21 protein-coding genes are annotated in these 21,957 nt (G+C 71.4%); 12 read left to right on the forward strand and 9 right to left on the reverse strand.

The window, feature by feature from the left end; translation table 11 throughout:
- Positions 1-86: 86 nt before the first annotated feature.
- Entirely contained in the window at positions 87-911 is an 825-nt protein-coding gene (locus tag OG251_RS25445; RefSeq protein ID WP_326679300.1) for a purine-nucleoside phosphorylase, read from the reverse strand.
- Positions 912-1,058: 147 nt separating this feature from the next.
- The gene (locus OG251_RS25450) at positions 1,059-1,496 is read right to left on the reverse strand and encodes a gamma-glutamylcyclotransferase (protein WP_073718187.1); all 438 of its coding nucleotides are present in this window, start codon (positions 1,494-1,496) and stop codon (positions 1,059-1,061) included.
- Positions 1,497-1,734: 238 nt separating this feature from the next.
- Here OG251_RS25450 and OG251_RS25455 point away from each other — a divergent pair, with 238 nt between their 5' ends.
- A complete protein-coding gene (locus tag OG251_RS25455) occupies positions 1,735-3,174 on the forward strand; it encodes an NAD(P)H-quinone dehydrogenase (RefSeq protein ID WP_326679301.1) in 1,440 nt (479 codons plus the stop codon).
- A gap of 175 nt (positions 3,175-3,349) precedes the next feature.
- Complete coding sequence (locus OG251_RS25460) at positions 3,350-4,306, forward strand: DeoR/GlpR family DNA-binding transcription regulator (RefSeq protein ID WP_326679302.1); 957 nt, start codon at positions 3,350-3,352, stop codon at positions 4,304-4,306.
- A gap of 80 nt (positions 4,307-4,386) precedes the next feature.
- Here OG251_RS25460 and OG251_RS25465 read toward each other — a convergent pair whose 3' ends face one another.
- Both OG251_RS25465 and OG251_RS25470 read right to left on the reverse strand, forming a co-directional pair.
- Complete coding sequence (locus tag OG251_RS25465) at positions 4,387-4,989, reverse strand: TetR/AcrR family transcriptional regulator (RefSeq protein WP_442818375.1); 603 nt, start codon at positions 4,987-4,989, stop codon at positions 4,387-4,389.
- A 124-nt stretch (positions 4,990-5,113) separates the two neighbouring features.
- Positions 5,114-6,868 carry an acetyl/propionyl/methylcrotonyl-CoA carboxylase subunit alpha gene (locus tag OG251_RS25470; protein ID WP_326679304.1) on the reverse strand — a complete coding sequence of 585 codons (1,755 nt, stop codon included), beginning with the start codon at positions 6,866-6,868 and terminating at the stop codon, positions 5,114-5,116.
- A gap of 355 nt (positions 6,869-7,223) precedes the next feature.
- On the opposite strand from OG251_RS25470, the gene OG251_RS25475 reads away from it, so the two are divergent.
- Complete coding sequence (locus OG251_RS25475; RefSeq protein WP_326681417.1) at positions 7,224-7,676, forward strand: hypothetical protein; 453 nt, start codon at positions 7,224-7,226, stop codon at positions 7,674-7,676.
- Between the two features lie 13 nt (positions 7,677-7,689).
- Here OG251_RS25475 and OG251_RS25480 read toward each other — a convergent pair whose 3' ends face one another.
- From OG251_RS25480 to OG251_RS25495, 4 genes are all read right to left on the reverse strand, one after another.
- Positions 7,690-8,301, reverse strand: coding sequence for a nucleoside triphosphate pyrophosphatase (locus OG251_RS25480; RefSeq protein WP_326679305.1), 612 nt, complete (start codon positions 8,299-8,301; stop codon positions 7,690-7,692).
- A gap of 67 nt (positions 8,302-8,368) precedes the next feature.
- Positions 8,369-8,497 (reverse strand): morphogenic membrane protein MmpB, encoded by a 129-nt coding sequence (gene mmpB / locus OG251_RS25485; RefSeq protein ID WP_274535783.1) that lies wholly within the window; start codon positions 8,495-8,497, stop codon positions 8,369-8,371.
- A 122-nt stretch (positions 8,498-8,619) separates the two neighbouring features.
- On the reverse strand, positions 8,620-8,826 hold the full coding sequence (locus OG251_RS25490; RefSeq protein WP_073718181.1) for an acyl-CoA carboxylase subunit epsilon: 207 nt from the start codon (positions 8,824-8,826) through the stop codon (positions 8,620-8,622).
- 14 nt (positions 8,827-8,840) lie between these two features.
- The gene (locus OG251_RS25495; RefSeq protein ID WP_073718180.1) at positions 8,841-10,430 is read right to left on the reverse strand and encodes an acyl-CoA carboxylase subunit beta; all 1,590 of its coding nucleotides are present in this window, start codon (positions 10,428-10,430) and stop codon (positions 8,841-8,843) included.
- A 190-nt stretch (positions 10,431-10,620) separates the two neighbouring features.
- On the opposite strand from OG251_RS25495, the gene OG251_RS25500 reads away from it, so the two are divergent.
- The 5 genes from OG251_RS25500 (at position 10,621) to hutH (ending at position 16,742) form a co-directional block, all read left to right on the forward strand.
- On the forward strand, positions 10,621-11,523 hold the full coding sequence (locus tag OG251_RS25500; protein WP_326679306.1) for a biotin--[acetyl-CoA-carboxylase] ligase: 903 nt from the start codon (positions 10,621-10,623) through the stop codon (positions 11,521-11,523).
- A 182-nt stretch (positions 11,524-11,705) separates the two neighbouring features.
- Positions 11,706-12,905: an adenylate/guanylate cyclase domain-containing protein gene (locus OG251_RS25505; protein ID WP_326679307.1), complete on the forward strand. Its 1,200-nt coding sequence runs from the start codon at positions 11,706-11,708 to the stop codon at positions 12,903-12,905.
- 129 nt (positions 12,906-13,034) lie between these two features.
- On the forward strand, positions 13,035-13,847 hold the full coding sequence (locus tag OG251_RS25510; RefSeq protein WP_326679308.1) for an enoyl-CoA hydratase/isomerase family protein: 813 nt from the start codon (positions 13,035-13,037) through the stop codon (positions 13,845-13,847).
- A 104-nt stretch (positions 13,848-13,951) separates the two neighbouring features.
- Positions 13,952-15,106, forward strand: coding sequence for a GGDEF domain-containing protein (locus OG251_RS25515; protein WP_326679309.1), 1,155 nt, complete (start codon positions 13,952-13,954; stop codon positions 15,104-15,106).
- Positions 15,107-15,191: 85 nt separating this feature from the next.
- The gene (gene hutH / locus OG251_RS25520; protein WP_326679310.1) at positions 15,192-16,742 is read left to right on the forward strand and encodes a histidine ammonia-lyase; all 1,551 of its coding nucleotides are present in this window, start codon (positions 15,192-15,194) and stop codon (positions 16,740-16,742) included.
- 112 nt (positions 16,743-16,854) lie between these two features.
- Here the strand turns inward: hutH and OG251_RS25525 are convergent, their stop codons facing one another.
- Positions 16,855-17,163 (reverse strand): hypothetical protein, encoded by a 309-nt coding sequence (locus OG251_RS25525; protein WP_326679311.1) that lies wholly within the window; start codon positions 17,161-17,163, stop codon positions 16,855-16,857.
- A 108-nt stretch (positions 17,164-17,271) separates the two neighbouring features.
- Between OG251_RS25525 and OG251_RS25530 the strand changes: the two genes are divergently transcribed.
- The 4 genes from OG251_RS25530 (at position 17,272) to OG251_RS25545 (ending at position 21,909) form a co-directional block, all read left to right on the forward strand.
- Entirely contained in the window at positions 17,272-17,733 is a 462-nt protein-coding gene (locus tag OG251_RS25530) for a hypothetical protein (RefSeq protein WP_326679312.1), read from the forward strand.
- Between the two features lie 235 nt (positions 17,734-17,968).
- Positions 17,969-19,231: a L,D-transpeptidase gene (locus OG251_RS25535; RefSeq protein ID WP_326679313.1), complete on the forward strand. Its 1,263-nt coding sequence runs from the start codon at positions 17,969-17,971 to the stop codon at positions 19,229-19,231.
- 302 nt (positions 19,232-19,533) lie between these two features.
- Positions 19,534-21,009 (forward strand): ABC transporter permease, encoded by a 1,476-nt coding sequence (locus OG251_RS25540; protein WP_326679314.1) that lies wholly within the window; start codon positions 19,534-19,536, stop codon positions 21,007-21,009.
- A gap of 216 nt (positions 21,010-21,225) precedes the next feature.
- Positions 21,226-21,909 carry an ABC transporter ATP-binding protein gene (locus OG251_RS25545; protein WP_073718171.1) on the forward strand — a complete coding sequence of 228 codons (684 nt, stop codon included), beginning with the start codon at positions 21,226-21,228 and terminating at the stop codon, positions 21,907-21,909.
- The last annotated feature ends 48 nt before the right edge of the window (positions 21,910-21,957 follow it).

Here is a 21,957-nt window from a genome sequence, read left to right on the forward strand (position 1 = left end):
GACGGGGGAACAGGCCCTCCGCGGGCGCCCGCGCCCCACCCGCCGGGTCCGGACCGTTGCCCGCTCGGGTCCGGTCCGGCGCCCGCTCAGATCCGGTCCAGCACCCGTGCCAGCAGCGCTCCCATGCGGGTCGCGGAGTCGCGCCCCGCCTGGAGGACCTCTTCGTGGTTGAGCGGCTCGCCCGACAGCCCGGCGGCGAGGTTCGTGACGAGCGAGATGCCCAGCACCTCCGCACCCGCCTCGCGCGCCGCGATGGCTTCGAGGACGGTGGACATGCCGACCAGGTCGCCGCCCATGACCCGGACCATGTTGATCTCGGCCGGGGTCTCGTAGTGCGGGCCGGGGAACTGCACGTACACGCCCTCTTCGAGGGTGTCGTCGATCTCCTTGCACAGCGCGCGCAGCCGCGGCGAGTACAGGTCGGTCAGGTCGACGAAGTTGGCGCCGATGATCGGGGACGCCGCCGTGAGGTTGATGTGGTCGCTGATCAGCACCGGCTGGCCGGGGCGCATGCCTTCGCGCAGCCCGCCGCAGCCGTTGGTCAGGATCACGGTCTTGCAGCCCGCGGCGACCGCCGTGCGGACCCCGTGCGCGACGGCGGCGACACCGCGGCCCTCGTAGTAGTGCGTACGTCCGAGGAAGACGAGTGCGCGCTTGTCACCGATCCGGTACGAGCGGATCGTGCCGCCGTGGCCCTGGACGGCGGGAGCGGGGAACCCGGGCAGCTCGGTCACCGGGAACTCGGCCTCCGGAGCGCCGAGCGCGTCGCCCGCGGGAGCCCACCCGGAGCCCATGACCAGGGCGACGTCGTGGGTGTCGCCGCCGGTCAGCTCGCGCAGGCGGGCGGCGGCCCCGGCAGCGGCGGCGTGCGGGTCGCCCTGGATGTTGTCCGGAATAACTGATGCGTTCACGCGGATGAGCGTAACCGCTGATTCCCTACGCGCGTAGATGCCCATGCGCAGAGTCTGCCCGGTCATGTTCGTACTTTCGTACGAAAATGGGCTGCCGGAAGGGTTCGGCGGGGTCCGACGGGGTGCGGAAGGCGGGCCGGCCGGGGCTCAGCAGGGCCGCTTGCGCAGCTCCATCACATAGTCGTGCGGGGCGCCCGCCGACTCCGCGGCATCGGCCAGTTCGCCCAGATAGCGCGCCGAGGGCAGCCCGCCCTCGTACCCGTTCAGCACATACATCCAGGCCGGCTCCTCGCCGTCCAGGGTGTGCACCCGCACGCGCATCCGCCGGTAGATGTCGAGCCCGACACCCTCCCAGCGGTCCATGGAGTCCTCATCCATCGGCGCGAGGTCGTACAGCGCCACGAAGACCTGGGAACGCGGCGCCTCCACCACGGTGGCCAGCGCGCCCTCCCAGCCCATCTGCTCCCCGCCGAACGTCAGCCGCCAGCCGTTGAGCCAGCCGGTACCGCGCAGCGGCGAATGCGGGGCGCGGCGCGTCATCAGCCGCGCGTCGAGGTTGCCGGCGTACGCGGCGTAGAGCGACATGTGGTCGAGGGTACGGGAGGTGGCCGCGGGAGTGCCGATTCCGGTGAGGAAGCCCCCGGTCGGGGAGTTCCCGCCGTGCGGCGGAAGCCCTCTCTCCCGTATGGAGGGCCCCGGGGCGAAGCACTTTGGCGCGTGCGGGACAATGGAGTACGTACTGCATTCCCCCGGGGCGATCCCCCGGACCCCCGGCCGGGGCGGCAGACGGCCGTGGGATGACACCACGCGAGGCGGACTTTTCGTGACCCGGATCGTGATCATCGGCGGCGGCCCCGGCGGCTACGAGGCGGCACTGGTGGGCGCCCAGCTCGGCGCGGAGGTGACCGTCGTGGACTGCGACGGCCTCGGCGGAGCCTCGGTACTCACCGACTGTGTGCCCTCGAAGACCCTGATCGCGACGGCAGAGGTGATGACCACCTTCGACTCCTCGTACGAGGAGCTGGGCATCATCGTCGCCGACGACACGCCGCACCTCGAACAGGCGGCGCGCGTGGTCGGGGTCGACCTCGGCAAGGTCAACCGACGGGTCAAGCGCCTCGCGCTCGCCCAGTCCCACGACATCACCGCCTCCGTCACCCGCGCGGGTGCCCGGGTCATGCGCGGACGGGGCCGGCTCGAAGGGCTCCAGGCCGCCGACGGCTCCCGCCAGGTCGTGGTGACCGCCGCCGACGGTACGGAGGAGCGGCTCACCGCCGACGCCGTACTCGTCGCGACCGGCGGCCACCCCCGGGAGATCCCGGACGCGCTCCCCGACGGCGAGCGCATCCTGAACTGGACCCAGGTCTACGACCTCGACGAGCTGCCCGAGGAGCTCATCGTGGTCGGCTCCGGTGTCACGGGCGCCGAGTTCGCGGGTGCCTACCAGGCGCTCGGCTCGCGCGTCACCCTCGTCTCCTCCCGCGACCGGGTGCTGCCCGGTGAGGACCCGGACGCCGCCGCCGTCCTGGAGGACGTCTTCCGGCGCCGGGGCATGAACGTCATGGCCCGCTCCCGCGCCCAGTCCGCCAAGCGGGTGGGCGACCGGGTCGAGGTCACGCTCGCCGACGGCCGTGTCATCTCCGGTTCGCACTGTCTGATGGCGGTCGGCGCGATCCCGAACACGGCGGGCATGGGCCTGGAGGAGTCCGGGGTCCGGCTCAAGGAGTCCGGCCACATCATGACCGACCGGGTCTCCCGCACCAGCGCCCCCGGCGTCTACGCGGCCGGTGACGTCACCGGGATCTTCGCGCTGGCCTCGGTGGCCGCGATGCAGGGCCGGATCGCGATGTACCACTTCCTCGGCGACGCGGTGGCCCCGCTGAACCTGAAGACGGTCTCCTCGAACGTCTTCACCGACCCCGAGATCGCCACCGTCGGCTACAGCCAGGCCGACGTCGACGCGGGCAAGATCGACGCCCGTGTGGTGAAGCTGCCGCTGCTGCGCAATCCGCGCGCCAAGATGCAGGGCATCCGGGACGGCTTCGTCAAGATCTTCTGCCGCCCCGGCACCGGCATCGTGGTCGGCGGCTGCGTCGTCGCGCCGCGCGCCAGCGAGCTGATCCATCCGATCTCGCTCGCGGTCGACAACAACTTGACGGTGGAACAGATCGCAAACGCCTTCACCGTGTACCCGTCCCTGTCCGGATCGATCGCGGAAGTGGCCCGGCAGTTGCACACCCGTAAGCTCACGGGCGAGGCGTAGAACCCGGCGATCCCCGGCATCCCCTGTCAACTCAGGCATACCGGGGGTACCCCGCGATCACTTCGCGACAACAACGAGGCCGCCTATATCACTTGGCGGCCTCGTCTGTGTACAACTTCTGCTATTCGGCGCAAACTGCTGAAAACTCACGGGCAGCCACGTTACTGTCAGTTTCGTGTTCGCTGCAGAACGTCGTCAGTTGATCCTCGAAATGGTGCGCGCCAACGGGGCGGTATCGCTCCGTGAGCTCGCCCGCGTCGTCCAGACCTCCGAAGTGACCGTACGGCGGGACGTGCGGGCGCTGGAGGCAGAAGGACTCCTCGACCGCCGGCACGGCGGTGCGGTCTTGCCGGGCGGTTTCACGCGCGAGTCCGGCTTCCCGCAGAAATCCCATCTCTCCACCGCGGAGAAGACGGCCATCGCCGATGTGGCGGCCGGTCTTGTCGGCGAGGGCGAGGCCATCGTGGTCGGCGCCGGTACGACCACGCAGGAGCTGGCCCGCCGGCTCGCGCGGGTTCCCGGTCTGACCGTGGTCACCAACTCGCTGCTGGTCGCCCAGGCGTTGGCCCATGCCAACCGGGTGGAAGTCGTGATGACCGGAGGCACCCTGCGCGGGAGCAACTACGCCCTCGTGGGCAGTGGGGCCGAGCAGTCCCTCCAGGGGCTGCGGGTCTCCCGGGCGTTCCTGTCCGGGAGCGGACTCACGGCCGAACGGGGCCTGTCCACCTCCAACATGCTCTCGGCCAGCGTCGACCGCGCACTGGTGCAGGCCGCCGCGGAGGTGGTCGTCCTGGCGGACCACACCAAGCTGGGCTCGGACACCATGTTCCAGACGGTGCCGACGGACCTCATCACCCGGCTGGTCACGGACGAACCACCGCTCCACGACGAGCGCGCCGCCACCGAACTGCAGGCCCTGGCGGATCAGGGCGTGGAGATCACGGTGGCGGGTCCGGAAGCGGGCACCCCCGGCGGCGACGGTGCGCCGTCGGGACGCCAGCCCCGGCGCGACATGCCGCTGCCGGGGCAACGCCGCACACAGAACGGCGGGATGGGCTCGCCCCTGCGCAGTGCGGCGGCCATGGCGGACCAGGGCGAACGGGCCCGGGTGGCGGACCTGCGCCGCCGCTGACTCCCCGCAACTCCGGCCGCTGTCCCGGGCCCTCGGGGTGGCAGCCCCGGTCCCGCTGATTCCCTCCGGCCCCGTCCTCCTCAGCCGCCCGAGGGGTCGGCCCGGCCCTTCAGGCCCTGAAGCGTCAGGAGCAGCAGCCGGTCCGCCAGCGCCGGGTCGTCCGGCGTCTGCTCCGCCGCCAGCGCGATCGCGTTCGTCAGCTGCAACAGATCGTCGATCGAGACGTCCGCCCGCACCGCCCCGCTCTCCTGCGCCCGCGACAGCAGCCTGGCCCCCGCCTCCCGAAGCGGCGTATGGCACTGGGCCAGCGCCGAAGTCTCGTCCCGCGAGGCCGACATGAGGGCCTGGGCGAGCCCGCGGTACTCACCCGCATGAGTGACAATCGCGCCCAGCCACTCCACCAGCGCCCGGCACGGCTGCTCCGCCCCTGCCAGCTCCCGGGAGCGCTCCAGGAGCGCGCTCAGGGCCTCCTGGAACACCGCGTTCATCAGGGCGTGCCGGTTGGGGAAGTGCCGGTACAACGTGCCGATGCCCACTCCCGCCCGCCGCGCGATGTCCTCCAGCGAGGCATCGGTGCCGTGCTCCGCGAACGACGTACGGGCTTCGCCCACCAGCCGGTCATGGTTCCGCCGCGCGTCCGCGCGCATCGGCCGGTCCGGCACCCGCGCCGTGCTTATCGACATCGAGATCGCCCCTGCCATCACGCCGTCCTCCCGGAATCCCTGGGTCCAGGATGCCACCGCACGGCGAAGGGCCCGGTCCGAGTCGTTCGACCCGGACCGGACCCTCAGAAGAGCGGCGGTGCCGTCAGTCCTTGATCTCGCAGATCAGGGCGCCGGAGGAGACCGAGCCGCCGACCTCGGCGGTGAGGCCCTTGACGGTCCCGGAGCGGTGGGCGTTGAGAGGCTGCTCCATCTTCATGGCCTCCAGGACGACGACGAGGTCGCCCTCCTTGACCTCCTGGCCCTCCTCGACCGCGACCTTGACGATCGTGCCCTGCATCGGGGAGGCGAGGTTGTCGCCCGACGCCGCGGAACCGGCCTTCTTGGCCGCCCGGCGCTTCGGCTTCGCACCCGCGGCCAGCCCGGTCCGGGCCAGGCTCATGCCCAGCGACGACGGCAGCGAGACCTCCAGCCGCTTCCCGCCGACCTCGACGACGACCGTCTCACGGCCGGACTCGTCGTCCGCGTCCGCGTCCGCGGGAGCGGCGAACGGCTTGATCTCGTTGACGAACTCCGTCTCGATCCAGCGGGTGTGCACGCGGAACGGGTCCGCGGTGAACGCCGGATCGACCACGACCGCGCGGTGGAACGGGATCGCGGTCGCCATTCCCTCGATCGTGAACTCGCCCAGCGCGCGGGCGGCCCGCTGGAGCGCCTGCTCACGGGTCGCCCCGGTCACGATGAGCTTGGCCAGCAGCGAGTCCCACGCCGGTCCGATCACACTGCCCGACTCGACCCCGGCGTCCAGACGGACTCCCGGACCCGACGGGGGCGCGAAGGTGGTGACGGTTCCGGGGGCGGGGAGGAACCCGCGGCCCGGGTCCTCGCCATTGATCCGGAACTCGAAGGAGTGCCCGCGCACCGCGGGGTCCCCGTAGCCGAGCTCCTCGCCGTCGGCGATCCGGAACATCTCGCGGACCAGGTCGAGGCCCGTGACCTCCTCGGTCACCGGGTGCTCGACCTGAAGACGGGTGTTGACCTCCAGGAACGAGATCGTGCCGTCCAGCCCCACGAGGAACTCGACCGTTCCGGCACCGACGTAGCCGGCTTCCTTGAGGATCGCCTTCGACGCCGCGTACAGCTCGGCGTTCTGCGCGTCGGACAGGAACGGGGCCGGGGCCTCCTCGACCAGCTTCTGGTGCCGGCGCTGCAACGAGCAGTCACGCGTCGAGACGACCACGACATTGCCGTGGGTGTCGGCCAGGCACTGTGTCTCCACGTGCCGCGGCTTGTCGAGGTAGCGCTCGACGAAGCACTCGCCCCGGCCGAACGCGGCGACGGCCTCGCGGACGGCGGAGTCGTACAGCTCCGGGATCTCCTCCAGGGTGCGGGCCACCTTCAGCCCGCGGCCGCCGCCGCCGAACGCCGCCTTGATCGCGACCGGCAGCCCGTTCTCCCGGGCGAACTCCACGATCTCGTCCGACCCGGACACCGGGTCGGGGGTCCCCGCGACCAGCGGAGCACCCGCACGCTGCGCGATGTGCCGGGCCGCGACCTTGTCCCCCAGGTCGCGGATCGCCTGCGGCGGCGGACCGATCCAGGTCAGCCCCGCGTCCAGCACCGCCTGGGCGAACTCCGCGTTCTCCGACAGGAACCCGTACCCCGGATGAATCGCGTCCGCGCCCGAGTCCGCGGCAGCCCGGAGCACCTTGGCCACATCCAGATAGCTCGCACCCGGGGTGTCACCGCCCAGAGCGAACGCCTCATCGGCCGCCCGGACGTGCAAAGCATCCCGGTCCGGATCCGCGTAGACCGCGACGCTCGCGATCCCCGCATCCCGGCACGCCCGAGCAACGCGGACAGCGATTTCGCCACGGTTGGCGATGAGCACCTTGCGCACGATGACTCCCTCCTTGGAACAAGCTGAGTTTAGGGACTACCGACACGGCCGTACGACCCGTCCCCAATAGTGAGCTTGCCCACACGGAGTGTGATTCGAGGCTTGCTTGAGTCGTGAAATCCCTTGTCGCACCACGGTACGCCGCGTTCCCCAAGCGCACAGTAGCCACGAGGTGTGGTGCAGGTCTCTGTAATCAGGGTCAACGCCGCAGGGCATTTCTTTGTGGACTCCCTACGAACGGCCGGTGGATTCTTTGCCCGTCGGGCGAGGGTGTGCGACCCCTTGTCCGAAGGATTACCCGTTAGTAGGGTCCGCGATATCACACGTACTACAGGTAACAGGGGGTGGCGCCGTGGTGCGCAGGCCGGTGGCGGTCGTGACCGCGCTCGTGCTGTTCGGGGAAGCCGTGGGCATCGTGCTCATCAACGCCGTACTCGCGACGCTCACGGAGAACCAGAACATGTCGCTGGCCGGTCTGGACCCGGATGCCATGTCCACCGGCACCTGGGTGATGGGCGGTGTCTCCGGGTTCCTGCTGGCGCTGTGCGGTCTGGTCGCGCTGGTGGCCGGGATACGGGACCGCTCGCCGGGCCGGGTGGGCCGTATCGCCCTCATCGGGTGCGCGGTCGTGCACGGGGTGCTGGGCGCCGTGACGGTGGGCCTGGTCGGCTGGACCGCGTTCGCGGTCATGATGGCCGTGCTGGCCCTGCTCGTGCTGACGCTGCTGGCGTACGGCCCCGAGGGCCGGGGCGCGGGCGGCGGCGGGAACGGGAGCGGCGGCGACGCGTCCGCCCCCGCGCCCGTCTGAGCGCCGTCCCGGATCAGACCCACAACTCCGTCACGGAGATGCCGAGTTCTCCGAGGAGCCGGCGCAGCAGCGGCAGGGAGAGCCCGATGACGTTGCCGTGGTCGCCCTCGATGGAGTCCACGAACGGGGCCGAGCGGCCGTCCAGGGTGAACGCCCCCGCGACATGGAGCGGCTCGCCCGAGGCGACGTAGGCGGCGACCTCGGCGTCGGTCGGCTCGCCGAACCGGACGACGGTGGACGCGGTCGCGGAAGCCGTACGGCCGGACGCGGTGTCGATCACGCTGTGCCCGGTCCGCAGGACGCCCGCCCGGCCGCGCATGGACTTCCAGCGCGCGGTGGCCTCCTCGGCGTCGGCGGGCTTGCCGAGCGCCAGGCCGTCCAGTTCGAGCACCGAGTCGCAGCCGATGACCAGGGCGCCTGCGGCCTCGGGGCGGGCGGCGACGGCCGCGGCCTTGGCCTCGGCCAGCACGAGCGCCAGTTCGGCCGGGGTCGGGGCGGTCAGGGCGTCCTCGTCCACGCCGCTGACGATCACCTCGGGCGCGAATCCGGCCTGGCGCAGGAGGCCGAGGCGGGCGGGCGAGGCGGAGGCGAGCACGAGGCGGCGCTGATCAGTCATACCGGCCATCGTAGAAGGACCGGCGGCGGCCCCGTGCCCCGCCGGGGAGGGCCGGGGAGAGGCCCGCCGGGGAAGCTCAGCGGATGCCCAGGGCGAACATCGCGACCACCATGGCGAGCGCGAGCACCAGGCCCGCGCGACGCATCATGTCCTGGGCGTCACGCAGTTCCTTCGGCGGCTTGTTCTCGGGGTCGGACCACAGCATGCTCCGATCCTGCTGCGGAGCCCGCCCCTACGCCTGAGTACGGATACTCAGCCACCCCCGTACGGACGGACTAATTAATTCCGCCCGTACCTGGGGTGGCGTCCGTGCGTACGCGGTGCGGCTCAGGCGGGCCAGTACGTCCGCGCCCAGGACCGCGGACCCGGCTGCGGGCGCCCGCGGCGGGCGATGCGGCCCGGGTCGGACCACTGCTCGGGCGGTACCGGCGCGCCCGAGGAGACGGCCGCCGTCGCCGCCGCGCGTGCCTGGACCACCGCGAGGGCGGCGGCCAGCTCCTCCGGGGTCGGGTTGCCCCGTACGACCTTGATCATGACCAGGGCCCTTTCTAGAGGGGGATGTTGCCGTGCTTCTTCGGGGGCAGCGACTCCCGCTTCGTCCGCAGCTGCCGCAGTCCCTTGACGATGTGGGCCCGGGTGTCGGACGGCATGATCACCGCGTCGACGTATCCGCGCTCGGCCGCCACGTACGGGTTCAGCAGGGCGTCCTCGTAGTCGGCGATGAGTCCGGCGCGGGTGGCCTCCGCCTCGTCGGGGTCCGTGACCGCGGCGATGGTGCGGCGGTGCAGGATGTTCACCGCGCCCTGGGCGCCCATCACCGCGATCTGCGCGGTCGGCCAGGCGACATTGATGTCGGCGCCCAGGTGCTTGGAGCCCATGACGTCGTAGGCCCCGCCGAACGCCTTGCGGGTGATCACCGTGATCAGCGGGACGGTGGCCTCCGCGTACGCGTAGATCAGCTTGGCACCGCGGCGGATGATGCCGCCGTACTCCTGGTCCACGCCCGGCAGGAAGCCCGGCACGTCGACGAAGGTCAGCACCGGCACGTTGAACGCGTCGCAGGTACGGACGAAGCGGGCCGCCTTCTCGCTCGCGTTGATGTCCAGGCAACCGGCGAACTGCATCGGCTGGTTGGCGACGATGCCGACCGGGTAGCCCTCGACGCGGCCGAAGCCGGTGATGATGTTCGGCGCGAACAGGGCCTGGGTCTCCAGGAACTCGCCGTCGTCCAGCACATGCTCGATGGCGGTGTGCATGTCGTACGGCTGGTTCGCCGAATCCGGGATGAGGGTGTCCAGCTCGCGGTCCTCGTCCGTGGTGGCCAGGTCGGCCTCCTCCGGGAAAGCGGGCGCCTCGGAGAGGTTGTTCGAAGGGAGGTACGAGAGCAGGGACTTGACGTACTCGATCGCGTCCTTCTCGTCCCCCGCCATGTGGTGCGCCACACCGGACGTGGTGTTGTGCGTACGGGCGCCGCCCAGCTCCTCGAAGCCGACGTCCTCACCGGTGACCGTCTTGATGACGTCGGGTCCGGTGATGAACATGTGGGAGGTCTGGTCGACCATCACCGTGAAGTCGGTGATCGCGGGGGAGTAGACGGCCCCGCCCGCGCACGGACCGACGATCAGCGAGATCTGCGGGATCACACCCGAGGCGTGCACATTGCGGCGGAAGATCTCGGCGAACAGACCGAGGGCGGCCACCCCCTCCTGGATGCGGGCGCCACCGCCGTCGTTGATGCCGATGACCGGACAGCCGGTCTTCAGGGCGAAGTCCATGACCTTGACGATCTTCTCGCCGTAGACCTCGCCGAGCGAGCCGCCGAAGATCGTGAAATCCTGCGAGTACACGCAGACGGGGCGGCCGTCGACCGTGCCGTAGCCGGTGACGACACCGTCTCCGTACGGCCGGTTCTTCTCGATGCCGAAATTGGTGGAGCGGTGCCGGGCGAACTCGTCGAGCTCCACGAAGGAACCCTCGTCGAGCAGGAGATCGACCCGCTCGCGGGCGGTCAACTTGCCCTTGGCGTGCTGCTTCTCGACCGCGCGGGCGGAGCCGGCGTGCGTCGCTTCGTCAATGCGGCGCTGCAGGTCCGCGATCTTGCCCGCGGTGGTGTGGATGTCGCTCTGCGGCTCGGACATCGGGTGGCGGCTCCCTGCCTGGTCACGGGGACGACTGGTACCGGTCACGGGGAACGGGCCGGTACTCCGTACAGCTGACGGGTCAGTACTACTCCGTACAGCTACTGACGCGTCATGGCTACTGACTCGTAGCGTATCGGCGCCGATACGGTTCGGCAGTGCGTCGTTTGCCACACCTAGGCTGGCTTGCATGACATCACCGGATGCGCCACACAACCGCTGGTCGGACCTGGACCGGCCGCCCCTGAACGTCGCCGCGCTGCGCCGCGGACTGCTGCGGCCCGGCGGGCTGTGGAGCTCACTGGACGTGGTGGAGTCGACCGGCTCGACCAACTCCGACCTCGCCGGGCGCGCCGATGACCTGGCCGAGGGCACGGTCCTGGTCGCCGAGGAGCAGACCGCGGGGCGCGGGCGTCTGGACCGGGCCTGGACGGCGCCGTCGCGCTCGGGGCTGTTCTTCTCCGTCTTTCTGACGCCGCGTGAGGTGCCCGTGGAGCGCTGGGGCTGGCTGCCGCTGCTGGCCGGGGTCGCCGCCGCGACCGGGCTCGCCAGGTCCGCGGGTGTCGACCTGGCACTGAAATGGCCCAACGACCTCCTGGTCACCGTCCCCGGGGACCTCGGCCACCCCCGGCCCGGGGAGACACCGGCGGGCGCGGAACGCAAGGCGGGCGGCATCCTCGCCGAGCGCGCCGGGGCCGGTGTCGTCATCGGCATGGGCATCAACGTCTCGCTCCGCGCGGCGGAACTGCCCGCCCCGACCGCGGGCTCGCTGGCGCTGGCCGGCGCGGTCTCCACGGACCGGGAGACGCTGCTGCGGGCCGTCCTGCGGTCGCTGGAGGAGTGGTACGGGACATGGCGCGCGGCGGGCGGGGACGCCGCGGCGAGCGGACTCCAGGAGGCGTACGCGGCGGGCTGCGCGACCCTGGACCGGACCGTACGGGCCCAGCTGCCCGGCGACCGGTCGATCGTCGGCGAGGCCGTCGCGATCGACGGCGACGGCCGCCTCGTGCTGTCCACCGGCGGGGGACTCATGGAACCGGTGTCCGCGGGCGACATCGTGCACCTGCGGGGCGCGGAGGGCGGTCTGACCTGAGAACGGGTGAAATCGGTGCGGTGCGGGCCGCGGCGGAATACTGCAAATACGGGAGATGTCACGTGCGACGCACCCGTACCGGGCAACCGGGGACGTGAGCTAGGGCACATCTGCCGTATCGTTGAGGCGATCCAGCGACAGATCGGCAGGGCAGTGCGCAGGGAACGGGCAGGAGGCGGCTGGTGACCGTCGACGACACGACCTCCGGCGAGGGCGCGGAGCCCCCTTCGGAACCCTCGGTCCACGCCACACCGCATCACGAGGTCGATCACACGGTGGAACCGACCGACGACCCCCTCGCGATCCGGCTCGAACAGCTGATCCTCGGGGCCGACCGCCGCTACACCCCCTTCCAGGCGGCCCGCACCGCCGGGGTCTCCATGGACCTGGCGTCCCGGTTCTGGCGGGCCATGGGCTTCGCCGACATCGGGCAGGCCAGGGCGCTCACCGAGGCCGATGTGCTGGCGCTGCGCCGGCTCGCCGGTCTGGTGGAGGCGGGGCTGCTGAGCGAGCCGATGGCGATCCAGGTGGCCCGGTCGACCGGGCAGACCACCGCCCGGCTGGCGGAGTGGCAGATCGATTCGTTCCTGGAGGGGCTGACCGAGCCGCCCGAGCCGGGGATGACCCGTACCGAGGTCACGTATCCGCTGATCGAGCTGCTGCTGCCGGAGCTGGAGGAGTTCCTGGTCTATGTGTGGCGGCGTCAGCTCGCCGCGGCCACCGGCCGGGTCGTGCAGGCGGCCGACGACGACGAGATGGTCGACCGGCGGCTCGCCGTCGGCTTCGCCGACCTGGTGGGCTTCACCCGGCTGACCCGGCGGCTGGAGGAGGAGGAGCTCGGCGAACTCGTCGAGGCGTTCGAGACCACCTCCGCCGACCTGGTCGCGGCCCACGGCGGGCGGCTCATCAAGACCCTGGGCGACGAGGTGCTGTTCGCCGCCGACGACGCGGGCACGGCGGCCGAGATAGCGCTGCGGCTGATCGAGGCCATGGCGCAGGACGAGACGATGCCGGCGCTGCGGGTCGGCATCGCGTTCGGCACGGTCACCACCCGGATGGGCGATGTCTTCGGTACGACGGTGAACCTGGCCAGCCGGCTCACCTCGATAGCCCCGAAGGACGCCGTGCTGGTCGACGGGGCCTTCGCCAAGGAGCTGACCCGCACCGGTGACGCGCCCGCGTCCGAGGCGCAGGCCGCCGAGGAGGTCGCGGCCCACGCCGAGCGGGCCCGGCTCGCCGAGAAGGAGGGCCGGGTGGTCGAGGACGCCCCGCCCCTGCCCACGTACCGCTTCGGACTCCAGCCGATGTGGCAGCGCCCGGTGCGCGGACTCGGGGTCGTGGAGCCCTGGCTGCTGGCCCGGCGGGGCAAGACCGGGAGCTGACGCGTTCCCGCGCCGGGCGGTGTTCCGGCGCGGCCCTGTGCGCTGCCGGGCGCCGCGAGCGTCCTTACGGTGTCGGCCGGTCCTGTCTAGGATCCCTCGGTAACGCTCGTTAACCGGAGGGGTGCAGTCATGACCGTCACGTCGGAGCAGCGGTTCGGGGAGTTCGTCGTCGTACGGCGGCACGAGGGCCAGGAGCACGTCGCCGAGCTGGTGCTCGACCGGCCCAGGGCCATGAACGCGGTGTCCACGGAGATGGCCCGCTCCCTCGGGGCCGCCTGCGAGGCGCTGGGCGCCGACCGGGATGTACGCGTCACCGTCCTCACCTCCAGTCATGACCGGGCCTTCTGTGTGGGCGCGGACCTCAAGGAGCGGAACTCCTTCACCGATGCCGAGCTGATGCGGCAGCGGCCCACCGCGCGGGCCGCGTACACCGGGGTGCTCGAACTGCCGATGCCGACGATCGCCGCCGTGCACGGCTTCGCGCTCGGCGGTGGCTTCGAACTCGCCCTGGCCTGCGATCTGATCGTGGCCGACGGCACCGCCGTGGTGGGCCTGCCCGAGGTGTCGGTCGGAGTGATCCCGGGCGGCGGCGGTACGCAGCTGCTGCCCCGCCGGGTCGGTGCGGCGCGCGCCGCGGAGCTGGTCTTCACCGCGCGCCGGGTGGAGGCGGCCGAGGCCCGCGAGCTGGGGCTGGTCGACGAACTGGTCGACGCGGGCCGGGACCGGGAGGAGGCGCTGGCGCTCGGCGGCCGGATCGCGGCCAACTCCCCGGTCGGGCTGCGCGCGGCCAAGCGGGCGCTGCGGCTGGGACACGGGCTGGATCTGCGGACGGGTCTGGAGGTCGAGGACTCGGCCTGGCGGTCGGTGGCCTTCTCCGGGGACCGGGTGGAGGGGGTGGCCGCCTTCAACGAGAAGCGCCGCCCGAACTGGCCCGGGGAGTGACGAGGTGACGTTCCGTGATCGATGGTGACGTCAGGTGAGGCGCGCTGAAGATTGTTAAGCCCTCAAGATGATCAAAATGGAACAAATCTACATAAGCTGTGCAAATGGGTGGTGACGATGCGCGCCTGAGGGCCGTGGTTTCGCTGGCGCAGACGATGGCGGCTGCCTACACCCCGCGCGAATCGTGGCGGGCTGCGGCGTTGGGGGCCTGCGAGGCGCTGGGCGGCGGCTTCGCCGCGCTCTCCGTGTGGGAGCGCGACCGGGGCAGGCTGAGGGTGCTGGTGAACGCGGGGCGGCGCGACGAGGCGGAGGAGGAGTTCCCCGAGCGCGAGGTGTACCCGGTGCACCAGTTCCCGGAGATCACCGAGTTCCTGCACGAGCGGTGGGCGGGCGGCGGTGAGCCCGACGCGTGGGTGGAGACCGCCGACGGCCTGCCGGGCGCGGGCGGCCCGGCCCGCGGCGCCCGCCCGTACTGCCATCAGCGGGTCGCGGCCCTGCGGCGGCGCGGGCGCGGCTGCTGTGTGGTCGCGCCGATCGTGCTGCACGGGCGGGCCTGGGGCGAGCTGTATGTGGCGCGCCAGGCGGGGGAGCCGGTGTTCGACCGGGACGACGCGAACTTCGCGACCGTGCTGGCCGCCGTCGTCGCGGCCGGGATCGCCCAGACGGAGCGCCTGGAGGAGGTCCGCAAGCTCGCCTTCAGCGACCCGCTGACCGGGCTCGCCAACCGTCGCGCCGTCGACATCCGGCTCGACGAGGCGCTGGAGCGCCACCGCACGGAGGGTGCCGTCGTCAGCCTGGTGGTCTGCGATCTGAACGGCCTCAAGGCGGTCAACGACACGCATGGCCATGCCGTCGGCGATCGTCTGCTGGAACGTTTCGGCTCGGTGCTGTCCCTGTGCGGGGCGATGCTGCCGGACGCCCTCGCGGCCCGGCTCGGCGGCGATGAGTTCTGCCTGCTCGTCGTGGGGCCCGGCGCGGACGACGTGGTCCGGGTCGCCACGGAGCTGTGCGAGCGCGCGGATGTGCTCGAACTCGGCGACGGGGTGGCCTGCGGGGTCGCGTCGACCGGTGACCCGATCGGTCCGGTGCGCTCGGCCCGCCGCCTGTTCCGGCTGGCGGACGCGGCGCAGTACCGGGCCAAGGCGGCACGCTCGGTGGGGCCGGTGGTGGCCGGGCGTGACGGCGAGGTGATCCGGCTGGCCGACTCGCCGCCGAAGGCCGCCCACGACCGGCGCAGGCTGCGCGGTCAGCGCCCCTGACCGGCTCCGGGCCGCGACGGGCGGTAAGGGGTCAACCGGGCAACCACTAGTGACATGTGGGCTTTCAGTCCGTACGCTTCTGAATATGGATATGCATACAGTCGTGGTGGGGACGTCCGGTACCACCGCCGAGGACGTCATCGCCGTGGCCCGCGGGGGCGCCCGGGTCGAGCTCTCCGCAGCCGCCGTGGAAGCCCTGGCCGCCGCCCGCCGGATCGTGGACGCGCTCGCCGCGAAGCCCGAGCCGGTCTACGGCGTCTCCACCGGCTTCGGCGCCCTCGCCAGCCGCCACATCAGCCCCGAACTGCGCGCCCAGCTCCAGCGCAACATCGTCCGCTCGCACGCCGCGGGCATGGGCCCCCGCGTCGAGCGCGAGGTCGTCCGCGCCCTGATGTTCCTCCGGCTGAAGACGGTCGCCTCCGGCCACACCGGCGTACGCCCAGAGGTCGCGCAGACCATGGCCGACGTGCTCAACGCGGGCATCACACCCGTCGTGCACGAGTACGGCTCGCTCGGCTGCTCCGGCGACCTGGCCCCGCTCTCGCACTGCGCCCTGACACTGATGGGCGAGGGCGACGCGGAAGGCCCCGACGGCATCGTGCGCCCCGCGGGTGAACTGCTGGCCGCCCACGGCATCGCACCGGTCGAACTGCGCGAGAAGGAGGGCCTCGCCCTCCTCAACGGAACCGACGGCATGCTCGGCATGCTCGTCATGGCCCTCGCCGACCTGAAGAACCTCTACACCTCGGCCGACATCACCGCCGCCCTCTCGCTGGAGGCGCTGCTCGGCACCGACAAGGTCCTCGCCCCGGAACTGCACGCCATCCGCCCGCACCCGGGCCAGGGCGCCAGCGCCGACAACATGCTGCGGGTGCTGGCGGGTTCGGGCCTCACCGGTCACCATCAGGACGACGCGCCCCGCGTCCAGGACGCCTACTCCGTGCGCTGCGCCCCGCAGGTCAACGGCGCGGGCCGGGACACCCTCGCGTACGCGGCCGTGGTCGCCGGCCGTGAACTGGCCTCCGCCGTCGACAACCCGGTAGTGCTCCCCGACGGCCGGGTGGAGTCCAACGGCAACTTCCACGGCGCCCCCGTCGCGTACGTCCTCGACTTCCTCGCCATCGTCGCCGCCGACCTCGGCTCGATCGCCGAGCGCCGCACCGACCGGCTCCTGGACAAGAACCGTTCGCACGGGCTGCCGCCGTTCCTCGCCGACGACCCCGGGGTGGACTCGGGGCTGATGATCGCCCAGTACACCCAGGCGGCCCTGGTCAGTGAGATGAAGCGGCTCGCGGTCCCCGCGTCCGCCGACTCGATCCCGTCCTCCGCGATGCAGGAGGACCACGTCTCCATGGGCTGGTCGGCGGCGCGCAAGCTCCGTACGGCCGTCGACAACCTCGCCCGGATCGTCGCCGTCGAGCTGTACGCGGCGACCCGCGCCGTCGAGCTGCGCGCCGCCGGAGGTCTCACCCCGGCCCCCGCCTCGCAGGCCGCCATCGCCGCGCTGCGCGCCGCCGGGGTCCAGGGGCCCGGCCCGGACCGCTACCTCTCCCCGGACCTGGCCGCCGCCGACGCCTTCGTACGCGAGGGGAAGCTGGTGCAGGCCGTGGAACCGGTCACCGGGCCGCTGGCCTGAGCCGGCGCGCGTACGGCCACCGTCGTACGCCGTCGTACACGTCGCCGTACCCACGGAGGAGAGGGCTGCCGCACCGGACAGTGCGGCAGCCCTCTCCTCCGTGCGGGTGCCCTCAGAGCGCCGGGCGTACCGTGCCGCGGCGCACCGAGTAGGTGACGAAGCCCGCGCCGATGCCCAGCAGTGCCGTACCGCCGATCAGGTACGGCGTGGTGTCGACCCCCGTGCCGGTGTCGGCGAGGGTCTCGCCGGAGCTGTCGTCCCCGGCGGTCGCGGGCTGTGCCGCCAGGTGTGCGGATCCGTTCGCCCCGGTCTGCCGCGCCGTCCCGTCGACGGTCGCGTTGGCCGAGGGGACGAACCAGAGAGCGCCGAGCAGGGTCCCTGCGGCGGTGGTGGTCAGCAGTGTGCGACGAGCGACGGACACAGAATCGATCCCCTTGCGACAACCATGAGTTAGCCCCGTGGGCCGATGCTAAGCAAAGCAGCGGGTCGTAGGAAAGTCGCGGACGGAAGGAGCCTTACGCTCCGGCTTATGAGCACTTCAGAGACATCCAGATTTGTTCGTCTTCGTGTGGAGATGGTGCTGGAGATCACCGACCCCGACGCCCTGACCGGTACCGCCCTCGAAAGCATCGCCGCCGAGTACGGGGAGCCCGTCGCCGGGATCACCGAGGGGGACACCGCCGAGGAACGCCTCCGTGCCGAGGCCACCGTCCGGACCGACCCGGCGGAGGCCCTCGCCTCGCTGGTGGACCCGTTCGACCTGGTCAGCGAGGTGCCGGGGATCGAACTCGCCCAGGCGTCCTGGAGCAGCGAGACCGTCGACTACGACCCCGACGCGGAGGGCTGGGACGACGACGAGGACGAGGACTACCTCGGCGAGGACATCCTCTACGAGCACGAGCCGGAGGAGGACGGCGACGACGCTGGCGGCGAGGTCGCGCACAATGGGAAGGAAGAAGACGAGAGAAGCGGCGCGGTACGGCAGGGCTGACGTGTGAGGACACCGGCCCCGGCCCGCTCACCCGCGGACCGGGGCCGCGCTGTGTCCACGGCCGGACAAGCACAGACGGGCCGGGAACCACCGCTGCCACCGCCGCGTCGATGAGTGGTGTTCCCCACATCTGTGATGGATGAGGAACCGAGCACCCGTTCCGGGTGTTCTTGGAACATTGACGGGTAATCGCCGTCCGGCGGACCCGTTCGGGGATTTTGGGGAATCGGCAACGATGGAGAAGCGTGTGATGACGGACAGCAAGCGGCGCAGGGGCCTCGCGGCCGCGTCCGTACTGCTCGGTGGCGTGCTGGTGCTTTCGGCCTGTAGCGACGGCGACAAGGACGCGAGCGCCGACAGCTCGAAGACGTCGCAGGCGCAGGAGGTGGACAAGGCGGCCGCCGAGGACGCCTCCGAGGCGCAGATAGCGATCAAGCCGAAGAACGGCGCCACCAACGCCAGCATCAACAACGACGCCAAGGTCACCGTCACCAAGGGCAAGCTGACCGAGGTCACCATGACCACCGCGGCCGGCGACACCGTCAAGGGCGCCCTGTCGGCCGACGGCACGAGCTGGGAGCCGGCCGGTCAGCTGGAGCGCTCCACCACGTACAAGATCAACGCGACGGCGAAGGACTCGAAGGGCCGCGAGGCGCACGAGAACAGCTCCTTCACCACCGTGTCGCCCGCCAACAGCTTCATCGGGAACTTCACCCCCGAGGACGGCTCCACCGTCGGCGTCGGCATGCCGGTCTCGATCAACTTCAACAAGGCGATCACGGACAAGAAGGCCGTCCAGGACGGCATCACCGTGACGTCGAGCAGCGGCCAGCAGGTCGCCGGCCACTGGTTCAACTCGCAGCGCCTGGACCTGCGCCCCGAGGACTACTGGCAGGGCGGCTCCACCGTCACGCTGAAGCTGGCGCTGGACGGTGTCGAGGGCGCGGACGGCGTCTTCGGCGTCCAGCAGAAGACCGTCACCTTCAAGATCGGCCGCAACCAGGTCTCGACCGTCGACGCCCAGACCAAGACCATGACGGTCACCCAGGACGGCAAGACGATCAAGACCATCCCGATCTCCGCCGGTTCGCCCGACAACCCGACGTACAACGGTCGGATGGTGATCTCCGAGAAGTACAAGGAGACCCGGATGAACGGTGCGACCGTCGGCTTCACCGACGACGACGGCAAGGGCGAGTACGACATCAAGGACGTCCCGCACGCCATGCGGCTGTCGACCTCGGGCACCTTCATCCACGGCAACTACTGGGGCAAGGGCATCTTCGGCACGGCCAACACCAGCCACGGCTGCGTGGGCCTCGCCGATGTGAAGGGCGCGGGCGACCCCGGCCAGCCCGCCGCCTGGTTCTACAACAACTCGCTCATCGGTGACGTGGTCGTCGTCAAGAACTCCCCGGACAAGACGATCACCCCGGACAACGGCCTCAACGGCTGGAACATGAGCTGGGCCGAGTGGACGGCGGGCTCCGCCGGCTGACGCGCTCCCGCTCCTTCCCGATCCCCGTACGAAGGCGGCGGCACCCGGATCCCCACGGATCCGGGTGCCGCCGCCTTCGGCGTTTCCGGTCGTACGCCGCCTTCGGCGGACCCGGGCGTGCCCCGGCCTCCTGCGGGCGGATCCGCGCAACCCCGGTGTGTCCATGCGTACCCCGGCGTACGGAGGGCGTATCTGCGCGTGCTCCGGCGTACCGCGGGCGGATGCCTGCGCACCCCGGCGTTCTCATCCCGCTCTCATCGCGGCCTTATCTCCCCATCACGCCCGCTCCATAGCTTCACGCCATGTTCTTCACCTACCTCCGGCGTGAGCTGCGCCGCCGCAGAAAGGCGGCGCTCGTCGTCGCCTCCGGGCTCGCCCTGGGCATTGCGCTGGTCATCGTCGTCAGCTCGGTCTCCTCCGGCATGACCAAGGCGCAGGACAAGGTCCTGCGGTCGCTGTACGGGCTCGGCACGGACATGACCGTGACCAAGGCCGCCGCCGCTCCGGGCTCGGCCTCCGAGCGCCCCCGGTTCGAGTTCGATGCCAAGGACAGCGACGACGACACGACCCAGAGCACCGACCGGGTGATGGTGCAGGGCTTCCGGACGCTCGCCGCCGGCACGGTCGGCGAGGTCGGCGAGCAGGAAGGGGTGGCGGACTCCGTCGGCGGGCTGAGCCTGGTCGTGATGAAGGTCGACGGACAGTTCAGGCGCGGTGAGTTCAAGCAGTCCGACGGAGCGGGAGCGGACCGGGAGGGCCGGACGGGTCCCGGCGGCGGCCAGGGCGGCGGCGGGATGCCGCAGGGCGAGGTCCGGGGCGGCGGCGCCTCCTTCGACGTCAACTCCTTCACCGTGTACGGCACCGATGTCACCCGGCGGGACCTCGGCCCGCTGACCTCCTCCACCATCACCGCGGGCCGCACCTTCAAGGCCACCGAGACCGACGCCGACGTCGCGGTCGTCGACGCCTCGTACGCCAAGGAGAAGAAGCTCGCGGTCGACAGGACCGTGAAGATATCCGGCACCACGTACAGGATCGTCGGGATCTCCACGGCCGACAGCGGTGACGCGGCGGCCAACGTCTACCTCCCGCTGAAGCAGGCGCAGACCCTCGCCGACTCCAAGAACAAGATCACCACGGTCTATGTCAAGGCCACCGGCTCGCAGGCGATCGACAGCGTCAAGTCCACCATCCAGAAGAACATCCCGGGCACCACCGTCACCACCTCCGCAGACCTCGCCGACACCGTCTCCGGCTCCCTGTCCACCGCCTCCGACCTGGCCTCCAGCGTCGGCAAGTGGCTCTCCGTCGCCGTACTCGTCGCCGCCTTCCTGGTGGCCGGACTGCTCACCTCCGCCGCCGTCAGCCGTCGCGTACGGGAGTTCGGCACGCTCAAGGCGCTCGGCTGGAAGAGCGGCCGGGTCACCCGCCAGGTCGTCGGCGAGGCCCTCGTCAACGGGCTCATCGGCGGCGTCCTCGGCATAGCCGTCGGGCTCGGCGGCGCCTACCTGGTGACCGCCGTCAGTCCCACCCTCACCGCGCAGCTCGGCGCCACCGGGGGCGGGGGCGGCGGCCGGATGGGCGGCGCGCTCGTCGGAGGACCCGGCGGCCAGGGCGCGGCCAAGACCCTCGACATCGCCCTGACCGCACCCGTCTCCCTCACCACCATCGTCACCGCCGTCGGGCTGGCCGTCGCGGGCGGACTGATCGCGGGCGCCTTCGGTGGCTGGCGCGCCTCGCGGCTGCGCCCGGCCGACGCCCTGCGCCGCGTCGAGTAGCGGCACCGCGTCGAGCGGTCCGCCGATTCGAACAGAGCCCCGCGCCGGACGTGCCCCTTCCGCCCCCGGTCGGCCGGTACGAACAGCGCCGACCGTCCAGCGGTGTGCCAGTACGAACAGCGCCGACCGTTCAACGGTGTGCCAGTACGAACAGCTCCGCCGTCCAGCAGTGCCGCTCCCGACCTCACCCTCCGTACGTACAGCAGGAGTCCACACGTGTACCAGCTCAGCGGCGTCACCAAGCGCTACCGGCGCGGCAAGACCACCGTCGACGCGCTCGCCGGTGTCGACCTGACCATCGAGGACGGTGGCAGGCTCGTCATCCAGGGGCCCACCGGCGGCGGGAAGTCCACCCTCCTCCAGATGCTCGGCGGTCTGGACCGGCCGACCGAGGGCTCCGTCGAACTCGACGGGGTCGACCTGGCGAAGCTCCCCGAGGCCAGGCTCACCAAGGTCCGGGCGGAGTCCATCGGCTTCGTCTTCCAGAGCTTCAACCTGATTCCCACCCTCACCGCCCAGGAGAACGTCGAGACCGCTCTCGTCCCGCTGGGCCTGGGGGCGAAGGCCCGCCGCGAACGGGCCTTCGAGGCCCTGGAGTCCGTGGGTCTCGGTGACCGGCCCGCCCATCTGCCGGGGGAGATGTCCGGCGGTCAGCAGCAGCGCGTCGCGATCGCGCGGGCGCTGGTGAAGCGGCCCAAGGTACTGCTCGCCGATGAACCCACCGGCAACCTCGACGAGTCCATGCGCGACGAGATCATGGAACTGCTCGACGGACTGTGGAAGGAGCACGGGCTGACCTTCGTGATGGTCACCCATGACAGCTCGATCGCCCGCAGAGCGCCCCGGCTCGCCACCATCCGCCAGGGCCGCGTCACCGTGACGGAGAACGCCTCGGCGTAAGACGGGTGCCGCCGGGGCTGGCCGGCCCGGCGATGTGGAGTGGCCCGT

The sequence above is a fragment of the Streptomyces sp. NBC_01237 genome (assembly GCF_035917275.1).
In the GTDB taxonomy this organism is placed as follows: Bacteria; Actinomycetota; Actinomycetes; order Streptomycetales; family Streptomycetaceae; genus Streptomyces.